At 57.8% G+C, this 19200-nt stretch carries 16 protein-coding genes; 2 read left to right on the plus strand and 14 right to left on the minus strand.

Translation table 11 applies throughout. The features are described 5' to 3' along the window. Positions 1 to 5 precede the first annotated feature (5 nt). The 13 genes from AO240_RS06595 to AO240_RS06655 all read right to left on the minus strand — a co-directional run bounded on the left by AO240_RS06595 (position 6) and on the right by AO240_RS06655 (position 15538). Positions 6 to 716: a fimbria/pilus chaperone family protein gene (locus tag AO240_RS06595; protein ID WP_218244381.1), complete on the minus strand. Its 711-nt coding sequence runs from the start codon at positions 714 to 716 to the stop codon at positions 6 to 8. A gap of 146 nt (positions 717 to 862) precedes the next feature. After that, positions 863 to 1504, minus strand: coding sequence for a DUF1120 domain-containing protein (locus AO240_RS06600; protein WP_099235636.1), 642 nt, complete (start codon positions 1502 to 1504; stop codon positions 863 to 865). A gap of 242 nt (positions 1505 to 1746) precedes the next feature. Continuing rightward, on the minus strand, positions 1747 to 5397 hold the full coding sequence (locus AO240_RS06605; RefSeq protein ID WP_099235637.1) for a transporter substrate-binding domain-containing protein: 3651 nt from the start codon (positions 5395 to 5397) through the stop codon (positions 1747 to 1749). After that, a complete protein-coding gene (locus tag AO240_RS06610; protein WP_099235638.1) occupies positions 5397 to 6023 on the minus strand; it encodes a response regulator transcription factor in 627 nt (208 codons plus the stop codon). The genes AO240_RS06605 and AO240_RS06610 overlap by 1 nt, the downstream gene beginning before the upstream one ends. A 97-nt stretch (positions 6024 to 6120) precedes the next feature. After that, on the minus strand, positions 6121 to 7197 hold the full coding sequence (locus AO240_RS06615) for an EAL domain-containing protein (RefSeq protein WP_158231388.1): 1077 nt from the start codon (positions 7195 to 7197) through the stop codon (positions 6121 to 6123). Between the two features lie 315 nt (positions 7198 to 7512). Beyond that, positions 7513 to 7761: a CsbD family protein gene (locus AO240_RS06620; protein ID WP_099235640.1), complete on the minus strand. Its 249-nt coding sequence runs from the start codon at positions 7759 to 7761 to the stop codon at positions 7513 to 7515. Between the two features lie 229 nt (positions 7762 to 7990). Beyond that, positions 7991 to 8731 carry a general secretion pathway protein GspK gene (locus AO240_RS06625; protein ID WP_099235641.1) on the minus strand — a complete coding sequence of 247 codons (741 nt, stop codon included), beginning with the start codon at positions 8729 to 8731 and terminating at the stop codon, positions 7991 to 7993. Positions 8732 to 8770: 39 nt separating this feature from the next. Next, positions 8771 to 11065 carry a TonB-dependent receptor gene (locus AO240_RS06630; RefSeq protein ID WP_099235642.1) on the minus strand — a complete coding sequence of 765 codons (2295 nt, stop codon included), beginning with the start codon at positions 11063 to 11065 and terminating at the stop codon, positions 8771 to 8773. A gap of 73 nt (positions 11066 to 11138) precedes the next feature. Beyond that, positions 11139 to 11543: a biopolymer transporter ExbD gene (locus AO240_RS06635; RefSeq protein ID WP_099235643.1), complete on the minus strand. Its 405-nt coding sequence runs from the start codon at positions 11541 to 11543 to the stop codon at positions 11139 to 11141. Position 11544: 1 nt separating this feature from the next. Then, the gene (locus tag AO240_RS06640) at positions 11545 to 12231 is read right to left on the minus strand and encodes a MotA/TolQ/ExbB proton channel family protein (RefSeq protein ID WP_099235644.1); all 687 of its coding nucleotides are present in this window, start codon (positions 12229 to 12231) and stop codon (positions 11545 to 11547) included. Between the two features lie 11 nt (positions 12232 to 12242). Continuing rightward, a complete protein-coding gene (locus AO240_RS06645) occupies positions 12243 to 13073 on the minus strand; it encodes an energy transducer TonB (RefSeq protein ID WP_099235645.1) in 831 nt (276 codons plus the stop codon). A 228-nt stretch (positions 13074 to 13301) separates the two neighbouring features. Further along, a complete protein-coding gene (locus AO240_RS06650; protein ID WP_256585872.1) occupies positions 13302 to 14459 on the minus strand; it encodes a glycerophosphodiester phosphodiesterase family protein in 1158 nt (385 codons plus the stop codon). A 98-nt stretch (positions 14460 to 14557) separates the two neighbouring features. After that, on the minus strand, positions 14558 to 15538 hold the full coding sequence (locus tag AO240_RS06655) for a hypothetical protein (RefSeq protein ID WP_256585873.1): 981 nt from the start codon (positions 15536 to 15538) through the stop codon (positions 14558 to 14560). A gap of 655 nt (positions 15539 to 16193) precedes the next feature. On the opposite strand from AO240_RS06655, the gene AO240_RS06660 reads away from it, so the two are divergent. Together AO240_RS06660 and AO240_RS06665 are read left to right on the plus strand one after the other, a co-directional pair. After that, a complete protein-coding gene (locus tag AO240_RS06660) occupies positions 16194 to 16586 on the plus strand; it encodes a DUF2946 domain-containing protein (RefSeq protein ID WP_099235648.1) in 393 nt (130 codons plus the stop codon). A 120-nt stretch (positions 16587 to 16706) separates the two neighbouring features. After that, positions 16707 to 18788 (plus strand): TonB-dependent receptor, encoded by a 2082-nt coding sequence (locus tag AO240_RS06665; RefSeq protein WP_099235649.1) that lies wholly within the window; start codon positions 16707 to 16709, stop codon positions 18786 to 18788. Here the strand turns inward: AO240_RS06665 and AO240_RS06670 are convergent. Next, on the minus strand, positions 18785 to 19174 hold the full coding sequence (locus AO240_RS06670) for a VOC family protein (RefSeq protein ID WP_099235650.1): 390 nt from the start codon (positions 19172 to 19174) through the stop codon (positions 18785 to 18787). The two genes, AO240_RS06665 and AO240_RS06670, sit on opposite strands and share 4 nt — an antisense overlap. Positions 19175 to 19200 lie beyond the last annotated feature (26 nt).

Here is a 19200-nt window from a genome sequence, read left to right on the forward strand (position 1 = left end):
AATCACTACTGGCTCAGTGGTGCATCGAAAGGTTTTGTTGCGTAACCATAAGTGGTGGCCGGGTAGATCTGCACCGTTGAGTCGGGTGCAAGGCGAGCATCAGTAGGCAATTTAAAGCTGTCTGTCTGACCGGGCAAAATATAAGTACGCGGTAGTTGCAAAGATATCTTTGCTGGCAGGACATTAATGAGTTGGTTGAGTCGGACGACGTACCGGCTATCATTTTTTACCGTTAACGTTTGCCCGTTCACTGACCATTTCAGTAATGTCCAAGGGTCCGCTTTGAGTGGCAGGTCACCTGGCGTAATCAATACCGGTAAATTTTGGCGCACGGTCATACCAATGACAGAGGCAGATTCGGGGTTCTTTTCCGGGATACCTTCAATATTGACGCGCTTGAGTCGCTGAGTCGTAATCGGACTCTCGGATGAAATAATAAATCGTAACAACTGTTTTTCACCCGCCTCAACTCTTGCCACTGGCGGTGTCACAACCAGCAGGCTCTCTTGATCTTCCGGCAGGTTTTCCAACGACGTGTACAACAATGCGACACTTTTGTCTGTATTGGTTACATTGATGGTGCCCTCACCATCAGCGACATTTATTAGAACAACTGTGGTCTCTGGCACCATTCCCGATGCCGAGGCGACGCCACTAAAAACGCCTGTAACAGCGATGAATAAAAATAATGTTACTGCGCCATTTGATCTTTTCAAACCCTACTGCTCCCACAAATACATTTCTATCCCTATTACATGATTTATGTAATCAAGTATTAAAATGCACAAGACTAATAGCAACTTACATTGACAGGCCCGCGCCACGCTCATTGCAGGATGAGCGCAGCATGGTTTAGTGCTGATTACAAATAGCGAACAGTCATTGTCGACAAGCCATCAAGCGTAATAGCTGTGGTCAAGTCCAAACCGTTAGTCGGGTTGATAGCGGCAGATACAGTAAGAACACCGGCTACGTCAGTATAAGCACCAGGAACAAGCGTGCCGGGAGGCGCAAACGCAAGTACTGAGCCATCGTGAGCAGCGTTCTCAGTGGCAGCGGTTGGGACTGCCCAGCCGGTTACACCATTTGGCGAATAGATAACGTCAACCCGTGCACCATCACCGGTGGATGCGGTCGTATCATGTGTAATGATATACCAGCCGATATTATTAGCCCCCTGTTTGCCCAAACCAAAGTTGTAACTAGTTCCTGGGGCCGTGCCGGTGCGGCTATCGGTCCAAGATGTACCAATTGCAATCGGCGCATCACAATGAATAGTATAGGGAACAGGCATATCTGCAAGCGCGGTAACGGCCCCGGCATTCAGAGACGCAGAAGGAATAGTGCCGTAGTCAACGTCCCCCCCGCCGGTAAAGGCTGGTGTACAGGCAGCGGGTACAACAACGCCACTCACGGTCAACGGCGCATTATCAAGTGCAAATGCGCTGGCCGAGCTTGCAATCAACATCGCACCGAACAAGGCTTTTTTAGAAAAGTTCATCATCGCTACCCTAGAGGTATATCAATTATAGGAAAGGCTATAGTTTGCAAGATCCGAAACCCAACTCTTACGCCCTGTTTACCTGAAACAAATAATATTCCTGATGACTTGGCAGAACGATATGAACGGGCCCAAGGTTTTGTAGGGGATTTCCTACGAGCTAGTTCTTTTTTATATGAATAGTGAGGAACTTTATTATCCTGTGACTGCTCAAGGCCCGCCATCATAGGGGGCTGTTGAGCAGCCTAACGGCGATAGGTCTGCAGGCTCGTTGCGAGACATGTCATTTGCGCGCTCAAATTCGCGACCGCCAGCTCAAGCGCTACCTCGCCGCTGTTGGCCTCACACGCCTCCTCCAATTGCTCGCACGCCATAATCAAGCGGTGGGCCTGGATGATCCGGGCACCACCCTTGACCTTATGCGCCAGGTCACAGAGCCCTCTTATATCGTCCTCGAAAACCATCGCCGGTAACCTCGCCAGGTCCTGTTCAGTGCTCTGGGCCAGGTCGTCCAACAACTCGAACAGCGCCGCCTTATCACCGTCAACCAGTTGCCCGAGGTGACTGAAATCAAGCAGTGCGCCCTGCGCAGGTTCAAGCGGCAACACGACCGCCACCGCAGTGGCTGGAGCCGCCAACGCCAAACGGTCGGCCAACGCTTTGAGGCTGGTGGGCTTGAACAGGCAGTCATCCATGCCGGCGTTGAGGCAGTTGGCTCGTTCATCCGCCTGGGCATTGGCGGTAAACCCGACGATCAGGCAGCGTGGTGCAGTACGCACCTGCTCTTCGGCGCGGATCGCACGGGTCAAGGCATAGCCGTTCATGATCGGCATGCTGCAGTCGGTGATCACCACGTCGAAACTACGCGTTCGCCAGGCGCGCAGGCCATGCGCACCGTCTTCGGCTTCGGTAACGTGGTGCCCCAGATAGCCCAATTGTTTGGAGAGCAACAGGCGATTGGGTGGGTAGTCGTCCACTACCAAAATGTTCAGCACGCGCTGTTCCAGGGGTGCTGGCTCAACGGGTGCTTCTACTTCGGGAAGCGCGTCGAGCAAAGGTAAATCGAGGAGCATTTCTACCTGAGTGCCCTTCCCCACTTCACTGCTCAGGCGCAACGAGCCCCCCATCATTTCACACAGCGTGCGGCTGATGGCCAAGCCCAGGCCGGAGCCTGCACGTGCCGATTGGGTGTTATTGCTGGCTTGGCTGAAGGGGCTGAAGAGGTGCAACTGATCCTCGCTGGAAATGCCGATGCCAGAGTCCTCCACACGCAAGCGAATCGACAAACGCCCTTCGACGGACGTCGGCACTACCGTGAGTTTCAGATGAATTTGGCCTTCGGCGGTAAACTTGATCGCGTTACCCAACAGATTGGAAACCACCTGTTTAAACCGCAAGGGATCAATCAACACATCGCCGTTGGCCTGGGGGTCCATATCCAGGATCAGGCGCAGGTTCTTCTGGCGGGCCAAGCCCTCGAAGATTCTGATCAGGGACTCAATCAGTACGCGTAGATTGGCCCGTTCAGGCGAAAGGGAGAGCTTGCCTGACTCAATGCGCACGATGTCCAGGATGTCGCCAATCAACTCTTGCAGGCCCTGCGCCGCCCCGGAAGCGACCTCGATTGCAAAGCGGTCCAGCACGCCCTGGTCAGCTTTTTTCAGGGCCAGTTCAAGCATGCCGATGATCGCGTTCATGGGCGTGCGAATTTCATGGCTCATGGTGGCCAAAAACGTGGTCTTGGCCCGGTTGGCGTCGTCTGCGGTGTTTTTTGCTTCATCGGCGGCGGCTCGCGCTTCCTCGACCAGCGCCAGTAACCGCTGGCGCTCACTGATGTCGATCCAGCCCGCGATCAGGCCAATCACCGAACCCGCAATGTCCCTGTACGGCAGCATCCAGTGATAGATGCTCATGACCCTGCCGTCCGGCAAGGTCAGCGTGCGGTCCTCAAGCCGAGGGCTGCCATCGGACATCACCTGCAAATATTCAGCATGGTAGGCGGCGGCTTCGTAGCGGTCGGCAAACACGCTTTCGGTCACGCGCTTGCCCAGGGTGTCTTCACGTTTCAAACCAAAGGCCTGGAGGTACACGGTGTTGCACACCAGCATCCGCCCTTCGCGATCGCGCACGTAGATTGGGTGCGGTGTGCCATCGATCAGCACGCGCATGAACTCCAACTGGTTTTTGAGGGCTGCTTCGGCCGCCTCGCGTCGACGTATCAACGTGCGCAAGTAGGCAATCCAGGCCGATGCGAACAGCAACAGTACGATGGCTGCAGCGAAGCCCTGGATAATCGCCGTGCGGTTGCGCCGCCAAAAACTATCATCAACCACCATTTCGCCGTGCCAACGGTTGGCCAGATCACCCATTTCTTCTGGCGAAATGCTCAACAGGGCTTTTTCCAGGATGGCGTACAGCTGCGGCGAGTCGTGCCGCGTGGCCAATGAGACGCGCGCCGGCACGTCGCCAATTGTGCTGGAGACCTGAAGTGCGCCACGGTACTGCCGGGAAATCATGTAACGCGCGGTGAGTAGCGAATTGACCGCGCCGTCCACTTTGCCGGTCGCCAATAGCTCCATGGCTTGCGCGGCGTTGTCGGCGTCAACGATCTGAACCTTCGGGTACTTCTGCGTAAGGTATGTGTGCAGCACGTTACCTTTAACCAACGCCAGTTTCTGCCCGGCCATTTCATCGAGGATCGTGGGGCTGCCCTTGCCTGTTCGACTGACCAGCACATACGGTGCGGTTAGATAGGGTCGGGTGAAGCGCATGGTCTGTTCGCGGTCGGCGCTGGGGGTAATCGCGGCAAGCACTTCAACCCCGCCGTTGCCTAGTTGCTGAATAATCCCGGACAAGGTGTTGCCACGCACAATCTCAAACTGCAGCCCGGTGCGCAGGCTGATCTTGGCCAGCACGTCGGCGCTGATCCCGCGAAAATCACCCTGCTCGTCAAAGAACGACATCGGCAGGAAGTCCTCCACCACGGCGACGTGAACGCGTGGGTGTTGGTCGATCCACTGCTGTTCATCGGCGGTGAACTGCAACAGGTGCTGGCCGGGAATGCTGATCTCCAGGGCGCCCCAGCGGCGAAGAATCGCCAGGCGCTCATTCAGCGGAATCGCTGCCAGGGCCGTATTGACCAAACGTTGCAGCGGGCTGTCTGCACGCCGCATGGCAAACGCAAAACGGCTGCCTTGCATGGCGGAGAAACCCGCCAGTTGCACGTTGTTCAAGTAGTTGCGGCTGATCAGGTAATTGGCGCTGATGGCATCGCCGAGGTAGACATCGGCGTTGCCAAACGCCACCGCGCCCATGGCACTCAGGGTCGAGGGGAACAGCTGAATCTCAGCGTCGGGATAAAAGGTGCGCACCTGTTCCGGCGGCAGGTAGTGGTAGAGCATCGCAATTTTTTTGCCCGCCAGGTTCAGCGTGGGTTGCACAAGGTCATTGCTGGCTGTGACCAACGTCGGCTGATCATCGGCGTAAGTCGTCGACATGATCAACGCAGGGTCTATTTCCTCAAAGCAGTTAGCGGTGCCCAGCAGGTCGATTTGACCCTGTTTAAGCGCCTCGACCACTGCGCTTCGGGAGTCGAAGCGCAGCACCTGTATGGGCACTTTCAGCAACTGCGACAACAGCTGCGCGTAATCGGCCGTCATGCCCTCGTAGTCGCGGCCATTGCTGGTGATGTCGAACGGTGGGTAGTCCGGCGCCGAGATACCCAGGCGCAGCACGCCTTTGTGCGCCAGCCAGCGCTGGTCGTGGTCAGCCAGCGCGACGCCGTAATGCTCCACGTCCGACCTGCCGAGCAGTTTCAGGGCTTCGGCGGCTGATGCCGTCAGCGGCGCAAGCCATACACACACCAGTACCAGCAAGACCCTCCGGCAAGGGCGCATCAAATGACGTCGTTACGCTTGGCCAACGCCGATAAATGAATAAGCGAGGTAATGTTCAGCTTTTCAATCAGCCGTGCCTTGTAGGTGCTGATGGTTTTGTTGCTGAGTAACATCGATTCGCCGATTTCTTTATTGCTCAGGCCTAAAGCCAGCTGTTTGAAAATCGACAGTTCGCGGTCGGACAGGCTTTGAATCAACACTGATTCCGAGGCTTGCACATCATCCCGGCGCACTGAATTGACGGTCAGGTCGGGAAAAAACGTATAACCCGATTTGATCGCGTTGATGGCCTTTACCAACTCATCCAGGTCATCTGCTTTAGACACATAGCCTGATGCACCGGCTTTCATGCAGCGCAACGAATAAAACACGGGCGACAGCGACGTCAGCACCAAGACCTTGGTGGGCAGCTTTAGCTGGGTGATGCGGTTGAGTGCGTCGAGACCATCGACCCCTGGCATTGAAATATCCAGCAGGATCAAATCCGGCTGGAGTTCGCGCGCCAGTTGCACGGCATCAGCGCCGTTGGCGGCCTGGGCGACCACCTCGTAGTTTTCCTGCTTGAGCAGCATTTTGACGGCGGAGCGAATGAACGGATGATCGTCAACGATGATGGCTTTCAGCATGTGTACCTCTGAGCACTATGCAAACGGTTAGGTCACAGTGCTTGAACAACTCGTTTGGCGATCATAGGCGTATGCAACCTGCGATGCCGATTTATATTCAGTTCGGCGAAAACCCGCGCAAGTCAGTCAGCCAGCCGATCATTTGGTGGGAGGTCATCGGGGCTGCGTAGTAAGCCCCCTGCCCCAGCGAACAGCCGAGGCTGACGAGTGCCTGGCATTGCTCGGCGTCGCTGACGCCGTCGATCACCAACTGCATGTCGAGCGCACAGGCCAACGCCAGGGTGCTGCTGATCATGGCGTGGCTGCGCGGTTTTTGAAGACTTTGGACGAACTCGGCATCGAGCTTGATTTGCGTGAAGGGCAATTGGCACAGCGACTTGAGCGCGGAAAAACCCCGTCCAAAGTTGTCGATGGCCAGCTCACAGCCCATCATCCGCAGGTGTATCAGGCTTTCTTGAATGCCGTGGTTGACGTCGAGCAAACCGCTTTCGGCCAGCTCAAAGGTCAAGTTTGAGCCCGGCACGCAATAACGCTTGAGCGCGCGGCAGATGTATTCGGTAAGTGCATTCCCCTGCAACTGCGAGGCGTACATATTCAAGGCCAGGCTCAGGCATTGATCACGGCGGTTCAGCACGCTGAGCAAACTCAAGCTCTGGTTCAATAGCTGCTTGAACAGCACATCTACCAAGTCATAGGCCAGCACGGCCGCCAGAAAGTCCTTGGGCAACAGCAGCCCGCGTGCCGGGTGCTGCCAACGCACCAACACTTCGGCCCCGGCGTTGTCGCCAGTGCCAAGTACACATTTAGGCTGGTAGTAGGCACGAAACTCACCCAGGTCGAGCCCGCGGCGGACTTCTTCTTCACTGGGCAGTACGCTGGCGGGAGCATTGAGAGGTGACAAGGCAAGGCTGTGGGTGTTGTAGCGCAGCAAGACGCTTCGCAGGGCGCCGAGTTCCAGGTGGGGGTCCAACACGCCCAATAGCTTCAAGCCTGCAAAGTGGCTCATCTGGCCTAGCGCGCGATGCATCGACGGTTGCAAGCGGTTCAGCAGCACCACGGCACGCGCCATGCCCAACTGCCTCGCGCAGTTCAGAAACTCGACGCAATCCAGGCCCGCAAAGCCCAGGTCGCACAGCACGATGTCGACGGCGCCGTCCCTGTTCAGCAACGCCATTGCCTCTTCGCCGGAGTCAGCCTGCAAAATATTGGTTGCGCCGACTTTTCGGAGTGCGTCAACTGCAGCGTTACGTCGAGGCGAGTGACTTTCTAGAACGAGAACACGTGGAAACGTCATCTGTTGCCTGCCAGGTACTCATAGAGCGAAGCAACAGAGTGTACGGATCAAGGCGTAATGTTGAGCAAGGTGGTTCCCGCAGGTTTGTAGGGCATTTCCCAAGGCGCCCACTCGAAAATCGACACGTTTGGGCGCCATGATAGCGCCCTGTTGCTGTGTCCAAATTCATCAGGCCCGTTCAGCTGTGCGCCTGAGTCAGCGGCGAAACAGACGGTCCATAATCAGCAGGGCGACTGCACCGATTGCGATCGCGGCGACTGGCTTTTCTTTAACGAACGTCGATACGCTGTCCAATGCATCGCCATAGGCTTGGGTCAACTGACCGGCAGCTTGGCGCCCAGTACCTTCAGCTTCCAGCTTCGAGTCACCAAACAGTTTGCCTACTGCGCTCTGCGCTTTGCCGGTTATCTTTTCTGCAACGCCTTCAACTTGTTCGCTCTTCATGATCCACCAAACCTTCGTGTGTGAATGAGTAACCCAGGATAAGCCTGAGCTATGGATTAGCTGCACAGATTTAGGTGGATGAGCGTGACGATTAGTTCAAAAATTGATGAGGCTCATGAGCTGCCTGGCTAGCCGCCTGCGCTCAATGCTGCTCCCATGGCGGGCATGGTTGGTCACCCTTGTTTGGTAATCGCCGACGCTACCGAACGGTTCACCTGGATTGATCACCTCACTCCTCCCACCGCAACACCGTGTAGGCCCGCCCCTTCACCGCATTCAACAACACCGTCACCTGCAACCGCGCGCTATACCCATCACCGCGTTGCGCCCGACTGTCAATCACCAACACCTCGCCAGGGTCCACACCCGCCGGGTTGCCCTTTGGCAGGTTCAGTGCAGTGCGCATCAGCGGGCTGGCGAAGGCCGGATCGGGCCGATCAAAGCCGCTCCACAGCGTAATCTCCGGCAACAGCCGGCTGTACAGCGCTTGCGTCATGCCCGGCAGTTGCCGTACTTCTTCAAGCAAGCGAAACGGCGGCTGGTCTTTATTCCGCCGCGCTTGCAGTTCATCGGCCAACTGGCTGGCTTGTGCCTGGCTCGCGCCGCACGCCAGCGCCAAGCGGGAAAAATCATCCGGTTCGGCGTTGTTCAGGTAGAGCTTGCCGTTCTCGCTGTGCAGGCTGACGTAGAGCTGCGCGTCGTCGAAAGTCAGGGCCATTTCACGTCCGTCGGCGACCCACTTTTTACGCTGCACAGGATCCGCCAGGGCTTGCACCGCCAACTCGACGCCCGCCTCTGCCGCCAGCAGTGCCTGCGTGTGCTGGCGAAGGTACACGGCCTGGCGACTTTCGAGTTGCACCCAGCCGGCAAGTGAAGCCAACAGCAGGCTGAGCAAGGCCATGACCCACAGCACCATCAGCAGCGCGATACCACGCTGGCGGCTTGCCGGGAAGGCTCCGCGATCACGCATGCGCTTCGGCCTCTGGGTCAGGCGCGCCAAAGCGCTGCGCTAAAGGCGCACCGCCAGGGTGACGAACGCGCTACGCGGGTTGCCGACCTGAAGTATCTGCAAGTCGCCGGTGGGGTCACTTGCAGCAGTGGCATCCGTGTTAATCGTTGAGATGTAGCGCTTGTCGAACAGGTTCACCACGTTCAGCGACACGGTGGTGTCTTTGACCGCGCCCAACTTGCCGAAGTCATAGCCCAGCGTTGTATTGGCCAGCCAGTAGCCGGCAACGCTTGCGTCGTTGGTGTAGGTGAAATAACGCTTGCTCATGTAGCTGCCCTGCAACCCCGCATTCCAGTGCTGCCAATGCCAGTCCAGGGCGCTTGAATACATCAGCTTGGGCGTGTCGACCACGGTCTTGCCTTTGACGTGAACCTGGCTGGTACCGCTTTGGTAATCGTCGTCGTATGTGCTGTGGTTGTAGGAGGCGGAGTTGGACCAGCTCCAGTTTTCGTTGGGGGTCAGCGCGAAAGTCAGTTCCAGGCCTCGGCTGGTTACCGAGCCGACGTTGGCCACGCTGTTCTGGCAAATCACGATGCCGGTGCAGTTGGTAATCGCAACCAGGCGGTTATCGAACCGGGTGTTGTAGACCGCCGCCGAAGTGGAATAAAGCGGGGTGCTGCGGCGCACGCCCACTTCAATGGTTTTGGAGGTTTCCGGTTTGAGGTGCTTGAACCCGTCTGCCGCGTCGACGGCCGCTTGGGTGGTGAAGAATGGGCTGTACCCGCTGCTGGGGAATGCGGCGACGTTTTCCGAGTACGAGGTAAACACCTCATCTTGATCATTAAGCTTGTAGGTAGCACCCAGTTGCGGCAGGAACCGGTCTCGCGCCTCCAGCGAACCACTGGCGTAACCGCCGCCCTTGCCTTCCACCGTAGAGGTCGTGACCGTGTTCTTGGCGCCGAACTCCAGCTTCAAACGGTCGTCGAGCAAGGTGTAGCTGTCGCGCAGATAGAACTGTCGCGTCAGGTCGTTGTAATCCTGGGACAGAACGGTGGCGACCAGCGGCAAACCATCGGTTCTCACGATGTGGTTCTGCGGCGCGGTGCCGGTTGGGTCGAACAGGTAGCGGGAGACATCATTCTTGTTCGACTGGATCCAGAAGCCGCCCTGGATTTCGTGCTGACCGAGAAAGTACGTCAGCGCGGTCTGGAACCCCGTGCGGTTGATACCGTACACCGTGCTGCGAATCGAGTTGGTGGGCACCGTCGTGCTGCCACTGGTGTAGACGAACGGGTAGTAAGAGTTGCCGCGGCCTGAGTCGTGGTGGTGATAGACCGTGGCATCCAGCAGCAGGTCATCGGTGAGCGAAAAGTTGCCGCTGAGGATGTCCAGTTCATCATCACGCAAGCTGCTGCCGTTGTAGGTTGCATCTGACGCGCGGGTGACGCCGCCGGTAAAAATACCGTTGGCGGCGTTGACGGCCCGCGTCCAGTCAGGCGTGTAGTAACTCCAGTTGTAGCCCAAGCGACTGATCATGCTGGTCGACATCGCTGGCAGGTTGGCTTCATTGTGGGTTGAGGTACTGTGGTAGAAGCTCAGGTGATTGCCGCCGAAATCGTAGGTGACCTTGGCGTTGAGCGCGTCGGATTCCTGCGGGTTGTCGTGACCTTTCCAGGCGTCGGCGTCGTATTTTTCCCCCGAGACATAAGCCGCCAGCCCGTTGTATTCGCCGGTATCGACGCGCAGGTAGGTGCGTTGGGTGGCGTAGCTGCCCAGGGTTTGCGAAAGGCGTGCGCCAAACTCCTTGTCGGGGTTTGCGCTGGTGAACGCGACCGTACCGCCCAGATTGCTGTTGGAGGCAGTGCCCAACGCGCCGATCCCGGCCGCGACTTCGCTCTTGGCGATGTTTTCCGCGATGATTGCGCGGGTGATGCTCAGGCCGTTGAAGTTGGCGAAACTCATGTTGCCCAGCGTGACGCCGTCCAGTGTGTAGCCCAGGTGATGCATGTCGAAGCCACGCAGGCTGATGCGCTGGCTGCTTTCTTCGCGCCCGAGCGGGTCGCCCGATTGAAAGCTGACCCCGGCAAGACGCTGCAGCACCTTCATCGGGTTAGTGCCCGCCGAGTAAGCCTTGATGTCCTTTTCATCGACGCGCTGTACCTGGCGCGTTTCCCCTTGGCCAATCACTGAAACAGTGCCCAGCGTGGTGTCGGCGCCCGCGGAGGCAGCCTCCTCCGCTGCCGGTGTCGCGGCCTCCTGCGCATAGCTCGCCGGGCTCAGTGCATGCAGCCCGACCAGCAACACCAGTCGTTTAAGGGGAAAACCAGACGCACGCGCAGTCGATAACATGATCATGAAAGCGTTTCCTAAAGGCTTAATGAGGCGACAGGCTCTGGCGCCGTGTTTTTATTAATCGCAATGGCCGTCATCAGGGACTTTCGGTGATCACCGCCAAGCGGGTTATGCCCGCGCTCTGCACGTCTGCCAGCACCCTGGCGACGTGCCCGTAGTCGGTCGCGGTGTCGGCACGCAGGGTCAGCGCCACGTCCGGGTCACGCGCACGCAGGTTCTGCAGGGTGTCCGGCAATTGCGCTTCGGGCACAGGCTGATCGTCGACGAACAACCCGCCTTTGGCGTCGATGCTGATAGCCACCGGCTTGGCGTCGTCCTGCGGCGCAGTGGCGACTGTCTGCGGCAAATCCAGCGGTATGGCATTGGTCAGTAACGGTGCGGTCACGATAAACACCACCAGCAGCACCAGCATCACGTCGACCAGAGGCGTGATGTTGATGTCACTGATTGCATCGTCGTCGTGGCTGGAAGAGAAGGCCATCTCAAGCCACCCCGCTGAGGCTGCGACCCGTGTCACGCTCGCCTTTCAATCTGAAGGCATGGCGTTGGGCGCGGTTCAGCAGGTCGACCGCAAACACGTCCAGGTCGGCCACCATGAGTTTCAATCGGCGGCTGAAAAAGTTGTAGGCGAGCACTGCCGGCACCGCCACGGCAATGCCGACGCCGGTGGCGATCAAGGCTTCGCCGATCGGCCCTGCCACCACTGCAATGCTCGCTGACTTGGCTGTGCTGATGGCTTGCAGGGCATGGATGATGCCGAACACCGTACCGAACAGGCCGATAAAAGGCGCGGTGCTGCCGATGGAGGCAAGCACGATCATGCCGCTTTCAAGGGTACGTCGTTCAGCGTGAATCTGCTGATGCAGGCTGCGCTCCAGCAGTTCCTGGCGGCTCCAGCTGTCAGCCGGTTCGTGGCCATCGTGGCCGCCGGACAGCGCTTGCGTGGTGACGTGCGCAAGACGCGCCAACTGGCTTTTTTGCGGGCCGCTGTGCAACGCCGTATCAAAATCCTGCGCGGCCCAGAACGCCTGCGCGTAGCGCTTGTTCTGGCTTTTCAACCGGCCCTGCTGCCAGGCCTTGAGCAGCAGTACGGCCCAGGTCGCCAGTGAGAACAGCAGCAGAATGCCCATGGAGCTTTGCTGAATCAGCGTTGAGTAGTCGATTGTCATGGTAAGGCGCCTCAAGGAGCGAGAGTGAAGGCAAGCGGAACGTTGACCCAGCCATCGACCGGGCTGTCACCGCGCTTGGCAGGAGTGAAAGACCACTGTCGAACAGCCGCGCGGGCGGCATCGTCCAGGGCCAAAAAACCACTGGACTGAGCAACCTCAACCTGGTCCGGTCGACCGTTGGCCAGTACATGCACGCGCAGCACTGTGGTGCCTTGCTGATGCCGTTTGGCCGCTGCGGGCGGATACACCGGTGGCGGGTTGTTCAAGTAACCGGCGCGGCCGATGGGTGCCGTGGTAGTCGGTTCGCGGCTGACGGGCGAAGCTGGCGCAGGCCGCTGGGTCGGCATCGATTGGGGCGCCGCCGCAGGCGGTTGCTTCTCGACGGCCGGCTTTTCGGCGACCGGCTTCCGGGCAGGTTGTGGTGTGGCCGCTGGCTTGGCGGGCGGCGCACGTGGCGCCTCGGGCTTGGGCGCGGCGGCCACGGGTTTGGGTGGCGGTGGCGGGGTCGGTGCAACGGGTGGCGGCGGCGCCGGTTGTTCAACCGCCGGCGTTGGAGACGGCGGCTTGGGCCTGGCAACCATTTGCATTGCAATCGGCATCGGCCGGGTGATCGGCGGTAAAGGCTGCGCGGGCGCGCTGTTGCGAAACCATAGAAAGCCCGCAGCATGCATACCCAGCGCAACAAGGCATGCGCAAGCAATAGGTCCCACGCCACTGCGGGGTACAGCGACTGCCGGTAAAGGTGTCGCGGGGGCATCGAACGTAACTGCCGGCGAAGCACGCAACAGATCGCAGTCGCGAAAAAGTTGCGGAGGATGACGCGATGAAAGTAACGCGAACATAACATCACCAATCGGGACAAAATAAATAGCAGCATGGCGCTTTAAAAAGGCTTTTAAATATCGCGTCGATGCGGCTGTTTTTATTATGTTGACAACAACGTCAGTTGATTAAATAACAGCAACCTGTCTTTCCACTAGACTGTTAGACAGCACGCTATCGACCGGACACGGCATGCGCATCCGGCCGGCGCAATTAAAGTAGTCACTCACCCAACGGCTATCAAACAACTAGTTTGAAATAAGACTCGTGTTTCGACGGTTATCATTTTTTAGTGCCGACATGGCAGTCAGAGGATCGTCCGTAATGATGTAGCTGAAACTTTTGCCTGCGGTGTTCATGATCCAGTTGAGGCTTGTGCGGTTATCGCCCGTCTCCTGGCCAAAGCCCTTCTGGGATTTCCACAGCCAGTACTTGGGCTCCGTGCAGCAATGGCCATCGGCGGCAAAGAAGCTATAGAACCTGGTCTCCGCGACAGGCTGATAAGCACCCATGGTTTTCACATCGCGCGTGGTTCGCATGGCGTAGTAGCTGTTCATGATGTTGTTCAGCGGAAACCTGAGCGTGCTGTCATATTCCTTGAGTCGCACCTCGGTGGCGTAGACATATCCCTTGTTGTAGTAACCTTGCCAGTTCATAAGGGAATTTGCCGGCCCGCCACTGGCGTCGATGAAGTCTGCACCAAACACCGGAATCAGGCGGAAGCGTCCGGCTTCGCTCTGGGCATTCATGATGCCCTTGGCTTCAAAATTGGCCGCGGTCGTGCCAATCACATTGACCGGCATCTTGAAGTACACCCAGCGCTCGGCCGGCGTGCCCCACCAGTTGGTGTGCGTCTTCACGCTCTGCCAGGCTTTTTTGGCGGCTTCGATGTTCTTCACATCAAGCAGCAGGATCATCGCGATTTTATCCCGCTTGATCGTGTCCAAAATGGCATCGAACGTCGGCAATTTCTGATTGCTGTAGCCATTCAGGGAGGGATGCCGAAGGTTCAGATTCAGGGTGTTTCCATAGTAGTTCGACAAGTTCGGGTTATAGCCGCCGTGCCCGTAAGGGTCATACTCGGTCGAGTTTGCGGTGGTGTAGGCGTTGGTGGTGCGGCCGACGTTGGAATCATGTAACACGATCACGTTACCGTTGCGGTCCAGTTGAAGATCGATTTCCGAACACTCGATTCCACTGCTGGCAGCCTGCTGAATGGAGGCGATCGAGTTTTCCGGCACATCGCGCAGCCAGTCCGGGTGAGCGTTGGTGCCTATCGCGGTTCCGTGCAAACCGCGGTGGGCGCAGACAATCGTAAGGTCGTTGTGGGCGTCTTTGAGTATCCCGCCGATCTTGTCGGTGTTGTACTCTGCGCGCGCAATACATGGCGCCGCCAAAACAACCACCGATGTGCACAGTAGAACTATTCTCGGTATACAAAACATAGACTTAACTCCCGCAAGGTCAGAAGTGGATTAGGTTTGTACGTGCGAAAGCAACAGCGCTAGTCAGCCACCGACGATGACAGGCCTGGGCCTGACACCGCTTCCACATACACCGAAGGGGGTACGGGAGGTGGTTGCCTGGGGGACAGCAAAACGCCGGTGTCCGGGTCGTAGTAGTAGATCTCCTCAATAGTGTCGATGCTGACTTTCAGTCGGCCTTTGTGCAGATCGTCATCCACGTTGACCAACCGTTTAGTGCCGGTGGAACAGCTCACGCTCGCCCCACCTGCAAAGCCCTCGCGCCCTGCCCCGGCGGGCTCGATCAGGCACATCGCGCCATCAGGACGAATGATCTGCAGCGCGCCCTGTGGCGTAATGCGATGGGTATAGACCGGGCGGCCATCAGGGCCGACCGTGGTAAATGAATCACCGCGCTCAAAGCGCCTTTGCGGGGCATCAATCCCTTTTACGCCGACAATGTTGTGCAGCAGCAGACCGTCCGTGCCGATGTAGTAGTGGGCGATTTGCGTGCCGGTGTTCGCTGGCCAACGCAGGTGCATGTGCATGTGGGGCGGCGCATCTTCATGGCCGTGGGGGGCATTGGTGTCGAACCCCATGATCTGGATCTTGCCCAGCCCGCGGCGTTCTACCGTGTGCCCAAGCCCCAGGTCACGTACGGCCTCACGCTGCGCGAACTCAAGCACGTTGGCCGCCGCGCGCTGCACAGAAGGAAACTCACCCTGACGATAAAAACCCGCACGACGTGCCGGGTCAGCATGCTCGAAGCGCAGGACCATACCTGGCTCAACGATGTGCGTGGACACTTCGGCGGCCGTTATCGCATCCGCTTCCAGTGGCGGCAGTACCACGTACAAATGCCCGTCATCAAGCCTGAACGGAATGTCACCGCTCTCCAGAATCACTCGCGAGGTATTAGCCACCGCGCCGTCGAACCTCAGTTCGAGCATGCGTGAGCGCGGTACTTTTAGCGCGATGACCGTTTCGCGCGGGTTGTCGGCGTTCCAGTCGGGATCTGTCACCGGCCTGCAGGGGGTGCAACTCGCTGGATCGAAGCGCAAGCCAGGCCCTTCGGCGCGCTTTACGAATTTAATCACCGCAACAACAGTCTGGTCTTCGACGGGTGCAGAAGCAGCCATTGCACAACTTGCGCTGAGTATGACGCTGGCCGCCAGTGCCATTACGGTTCTATGTGCCGTCATGCTGCCAATACCCGTGACAGGATGCCAACGCTTGCAATCAGCCAACCAAACTTCGAAAACTGCGCGTTCATAAGCAAGTCAATATCCATGTTGGACAGACAACCTGCGTTTCGAAGTGTGCATCGCAGATGCGCGTTATCAAGACAAAACAGGTTGACTCGGAAAGTTATGCAGCAATAACGCTCCTGGCCAAAACGGGGTCATTAGATTCTTTAGCGCACGTCATCGCCGACAAGCATTTGGCAACGCGCTATCGAACTCATGAGCCTGAAACATTTCCTTACATTTGCGCGTACTTTAAGGTTTCGATATGACAGATTGAGGACATCGACACCCGATTTGTTAACCGGCCTACTATGGTTAGCTAACTAACAATATGCATTGTTGAGTGTGCGGCAAAATAGCGCACGCCATAGAATTTTACACCGCTGTCGAACTCTGGCTAAATGCCAGCCCCTTTGCAGCGACTTCTTGCATGTCTTCGTTGAAACGCATCCGCCCGTGGATTGCCTGCCTGGCCGTGTTGTTAAACATGTTGGCCATGCCGTTAAGCCGCGCTATGCAAACGCCAGACGTGCAGTTAATGCTGTGGGGCGGTTTTTGCTCCGCAGGTGCTTCGAAAGTAGTGCCGCCTGGTTTCGTCAAACTCATTGATCCGCTTCAACAGCAGACGCCCTCAAAAACCCTCATGCAACACGGCGATTGCTGCTGTGGGCATGCCGGGCTGGCAGCGCTGCCCTCTAACTACTACCGCAACTTCCTGCCGCGATACACGCCTGACGCCGCGCTCGTCTACTTGGAATTACCCACGCTACATCCTCGCCTCCGCTGGCCGAGCCTAAGCCCGCGCGCCTCGCCTTTCGCCTGATGAGCCCTCGCAGTTAGCCGACACATGTTCGGCGCTGTGTTTATTGCCTGGTGTTTGTGCGGCCTGCGCGTGGCCGCTTAAACGTCGATGAATACGCTTGGTTATCAGGAAGTGTGCGTTATGCCTTGTTCAAACACTTTGCCGCGTGCAAAGCCTTTGTTTATTTGCTGTTGCGTGTGGCCCTTGCTCTCGATAGGCGTGCTTGTATCAAGCCCGCTGTCAGTGGCACTGGCTGACGCCGGCAACCTCGAAAACTCAACGCTGACCTTGGGCGCGGTGAGCGTCCAGGGCACCGCCAGCGGCCCGCTGAACACCAGCAATGTACTCAGCTCAGTCGATATTCTGGGCGCCGACATTCTCGAGAAAATGCCGGTCAACTACAGTTGGGAGCTGTTCAGCCGCGCACCGGGCGTGATGCTGACTGAATTCAACCAAGGCACCACCTCCGGCAAAATCTCGTTTCGAGGCTTCAACGGCGAAGGCGAAGTCAACGCGGTCAAGCTGCTGATTGACGGTATCCCAAGCAACAGCAACGACGGCAACATGCCCTACATGGACATGATTTTCCCTATGGAGCTGGACAGCATCGAGGTGGTGCGTGGCACCAGTGATGCGCGCTATGGCCTGAACAACATCGCCGGCAACGTCAATATGCTGACCCGCACCGGTGGCGACTACACCAAGGCGCGCCTGCGGTATGGCAGCTTCAATACCCAGGAGGCCCAACTCGCCAAAGGCATTCAAAGCAGCAACTGGACGCAGAACTACTTCTTCGCCTATCAGAAATCCGCTGGCTACCGCGATCACGCTCAGGCAGACAAGTTTTCGATGTCGGGCAAGTGGTTCTACACGCCGGACGATGACAGCTACCGCATCGGCCTGATCGCCCGTCACTACGAAACCGAGGCGCAGGAGCCGGGTTATCTGACTGAGGACGATGCGCGTCGTCATCCCGAAATGACCAACCGTTTTAACGCTACCGACAAAGGCACGCGGCGCATGAACCAGGTCAGCCTGCATGTCGACACAGACCTGGCTGATACGCTGGCCTGGTCAGCCAAGACCTACGTGAATACCTTTGATGACAGGCGCTGGACGCAGTATTGGCGCACGAGCTCGCAGCAGGAGCGCGACGCCTACGAGACACAGTATGGCGCCCTCACCTCTTTGACCTGGCGACCTGAGGTCAGCTGGCTCTACGATTTCGCGCTGGAAGGCGGCGCAGACGTACAACAGCAGCAAAACAAAAGTGAACGCTATCGCAGCAAAGACCGTGCGCGCCTGGCCACCACGCGCGACCAGCAGTTCGACTTCGACACCTACGGCGCTTATGTCCAGGCCGAGATCAAACCGTTCGAGTCCCTGAAGATCGTACCGGCCTACCGCGTCGATAAAATTCAGGGCAACTTCACCAATGAAATGACCGGCACCGATTACGACATCAACCACTATGGGCTGATCAAGCAGCCGAAGCTCAGCGTGGTCTATTCGCCGTGGGACGTCGCCAGCGTCTACGCGAACTGGGGGCGTACCTTTCAAGTCGGCACGGGTGCGGCGGCGTACAAAATTCCGCCCAGGGATACCGACCTGGCACCGTCGATCAACGACGGCTGGGAAACCGGTATCAAGTTCACCCCGGCTGACTGGGTGGACGGGCGTGTCGCCTATTGGCAACAAGAGGCCTCCGGGGAAGTCAGTCGCAGGCTGAACGACCCGAGCGGCGAGTCGGATAACGTCGGCGAAACCCGGCGCTGGGGTTACGATTTACAGGTGAACCTGCACCCCAACGACCGCACGGAACTGTGGCTGGCCTACTCCTGGCAGTATTCGAAAATACTCCAGCCAAGTGCCACGTTACCTGACAGCAAAGGTCAGCAAATCGACCACATCCCCAATCACCTCTACAACGCCGGCATCAGCTACGAGGCGACACCTGCGTTGCAGTTGACTGCGTGGATGAACGGCCAGACCGACTATTACCTGGAGCGCGAAAATACCCAGGGCACGTATGGCGGTTACGTACTGATGAACCTCGGTGCGACCTACAAAGTGACGCCGTCGGTGAGCGTCGACCTGCAGCTGAAAAACCTCACCAACCGCTACTACGAATATGTGTGGTACGACCCGGACGGCGCCCGAGGGTCGTTGCACTCTCCGGGAGATGGTCGCGCGCTGTACGCAGGCGTAACGCTGGACTTCTAACCGGCAACCTCGACGTACTCGGATATCTCGATCAGGTTAAGGTCCGGATCGCGCACGTACACAGAGCGTATCGGCCCCGTAGCGCCGGTGCGCATCACCGGGCCTTCGATGATCGGCCAATCGACGCTGGCGAGATGCGCAATCACCTCGTCCAGCGGTTTGCAGGCGATGAAGCACAGGTCTAAAGCGCCGGGCACCGGCAGGTGTGCCTTGGGCTCAAATTCATGACCCCGCACATGCAGGTTGATTTTTTGCCTGCCGAAAACGAAAGCCTTACGCCCGCCGGCAAAGGTCTGCACATGCATGCCCAGCACCTGCACGTAGAAATCTTCGGCGGCCACTGGGTCGACAGTGGTGAGAACCAAGTGGTCAAGATGGTCAATCATCGGTGCGACTCCAAGGTATTGGCCAC

Source organism: Pseudomonas sp. ICMP 460 (assembly GCF_002723595.1).
Classification (GTDB): Bacteria; Pseudomonadota; Gammaproteobacteria; order Pseudomonadales; family Pseudomonadaceae; genus Aquipseudomonas; species Aquipseudomonas kitaguniensis.

Coding starts and splice junctions, on each gene's coding strand:
- AO240_RS06600 (WP_099235636.1), bottom strand. CDS start 1,504: ATGATGAACTTTTCTAAAAAAGCCTTGTTCGGTGCGATGTTGATTGCA.
- AO240_RS06605 (WP_099235637.1), bottom strand. CDS start 5,397: ATGCGCCCTTGCCGGAGGGTCTTGCTGGTACTGGTGTGTGTATGGCTT.
- AO240_RS06610 (WP_099235638.1), bottom strand. CDS start 6,023: ATGCTGAAAGCCATCATCGTTGACGATCATCCGTTCATTCGCTCCGCC.
- AO240_RS06615 (WP_158231388.1), bottom strand. CDS start 7,197: ATGGCGTTGCTGAACAGGGACGGCGCCGTCGACATCGTGCTGTGCGAC.
- AO240_RS06620 (WP_099235640.1), bottom strand. CDS start 7,761: ATGAAGAGCGAACAAGTTGAAGGCGTTGCAGAAAAGATAACCGGCAAA.
- AO240_RS06625 (WP_099235641.1), bottom strand. CDS start 8,731: ATGCGTGATCGCGGAGCCTTCCCGGCAAGCCGCCAGCGTGGTATCGCG.
- AO240_RS06630 (WP_099235642.1), bottom strand. CDS start 11,065: ATGATCATGTTATCGACTGCGCGTGCGTCTGGTTTTCCCCTTAAACGA.
- AO240_RS06635 (WP_099235643.1), bottom strand. CDS start 11,543: ATGGCCTTCTCTTCCAGCCACGACGACGATGCAATCAGTGACATCAAC.
- AO240_RS06640 (WP_099235644.1), bottom strand. CDS start 12,231: ATGACAATCGACTACTCAACGCTGATTCAGCAAAGCTCCATGGGCATT.
- AO240_RS06645 (WP_099235645.1), bottom strand. CDS start 13,073: ATGTTCGCGTTACTTTCATCGCGTCATCCTCCGCAACTTTTTCGCGAC.
- AO240_RS06660 (WP_099235648.1), top strand. CDS start 16,194: ATGTCTTCGTTGAAACGCATCCGCCCGTGGATTGCCTGCCTGGCCGTG.
- AO240_RS06665 (WP_099235649.1), top strand. CDS start 16,707: ATGCCTTGTTCAAACACTTTGCCGCGTGCAAAGCCTTTGTTTATTTGC.
- AO240_RS06670 (WP_099235650.1), bottom strand. CDS start 19,174: ATGATTGACCATCTTGACCACTTGGTTCTCACCACTGTCGACCCAGTG.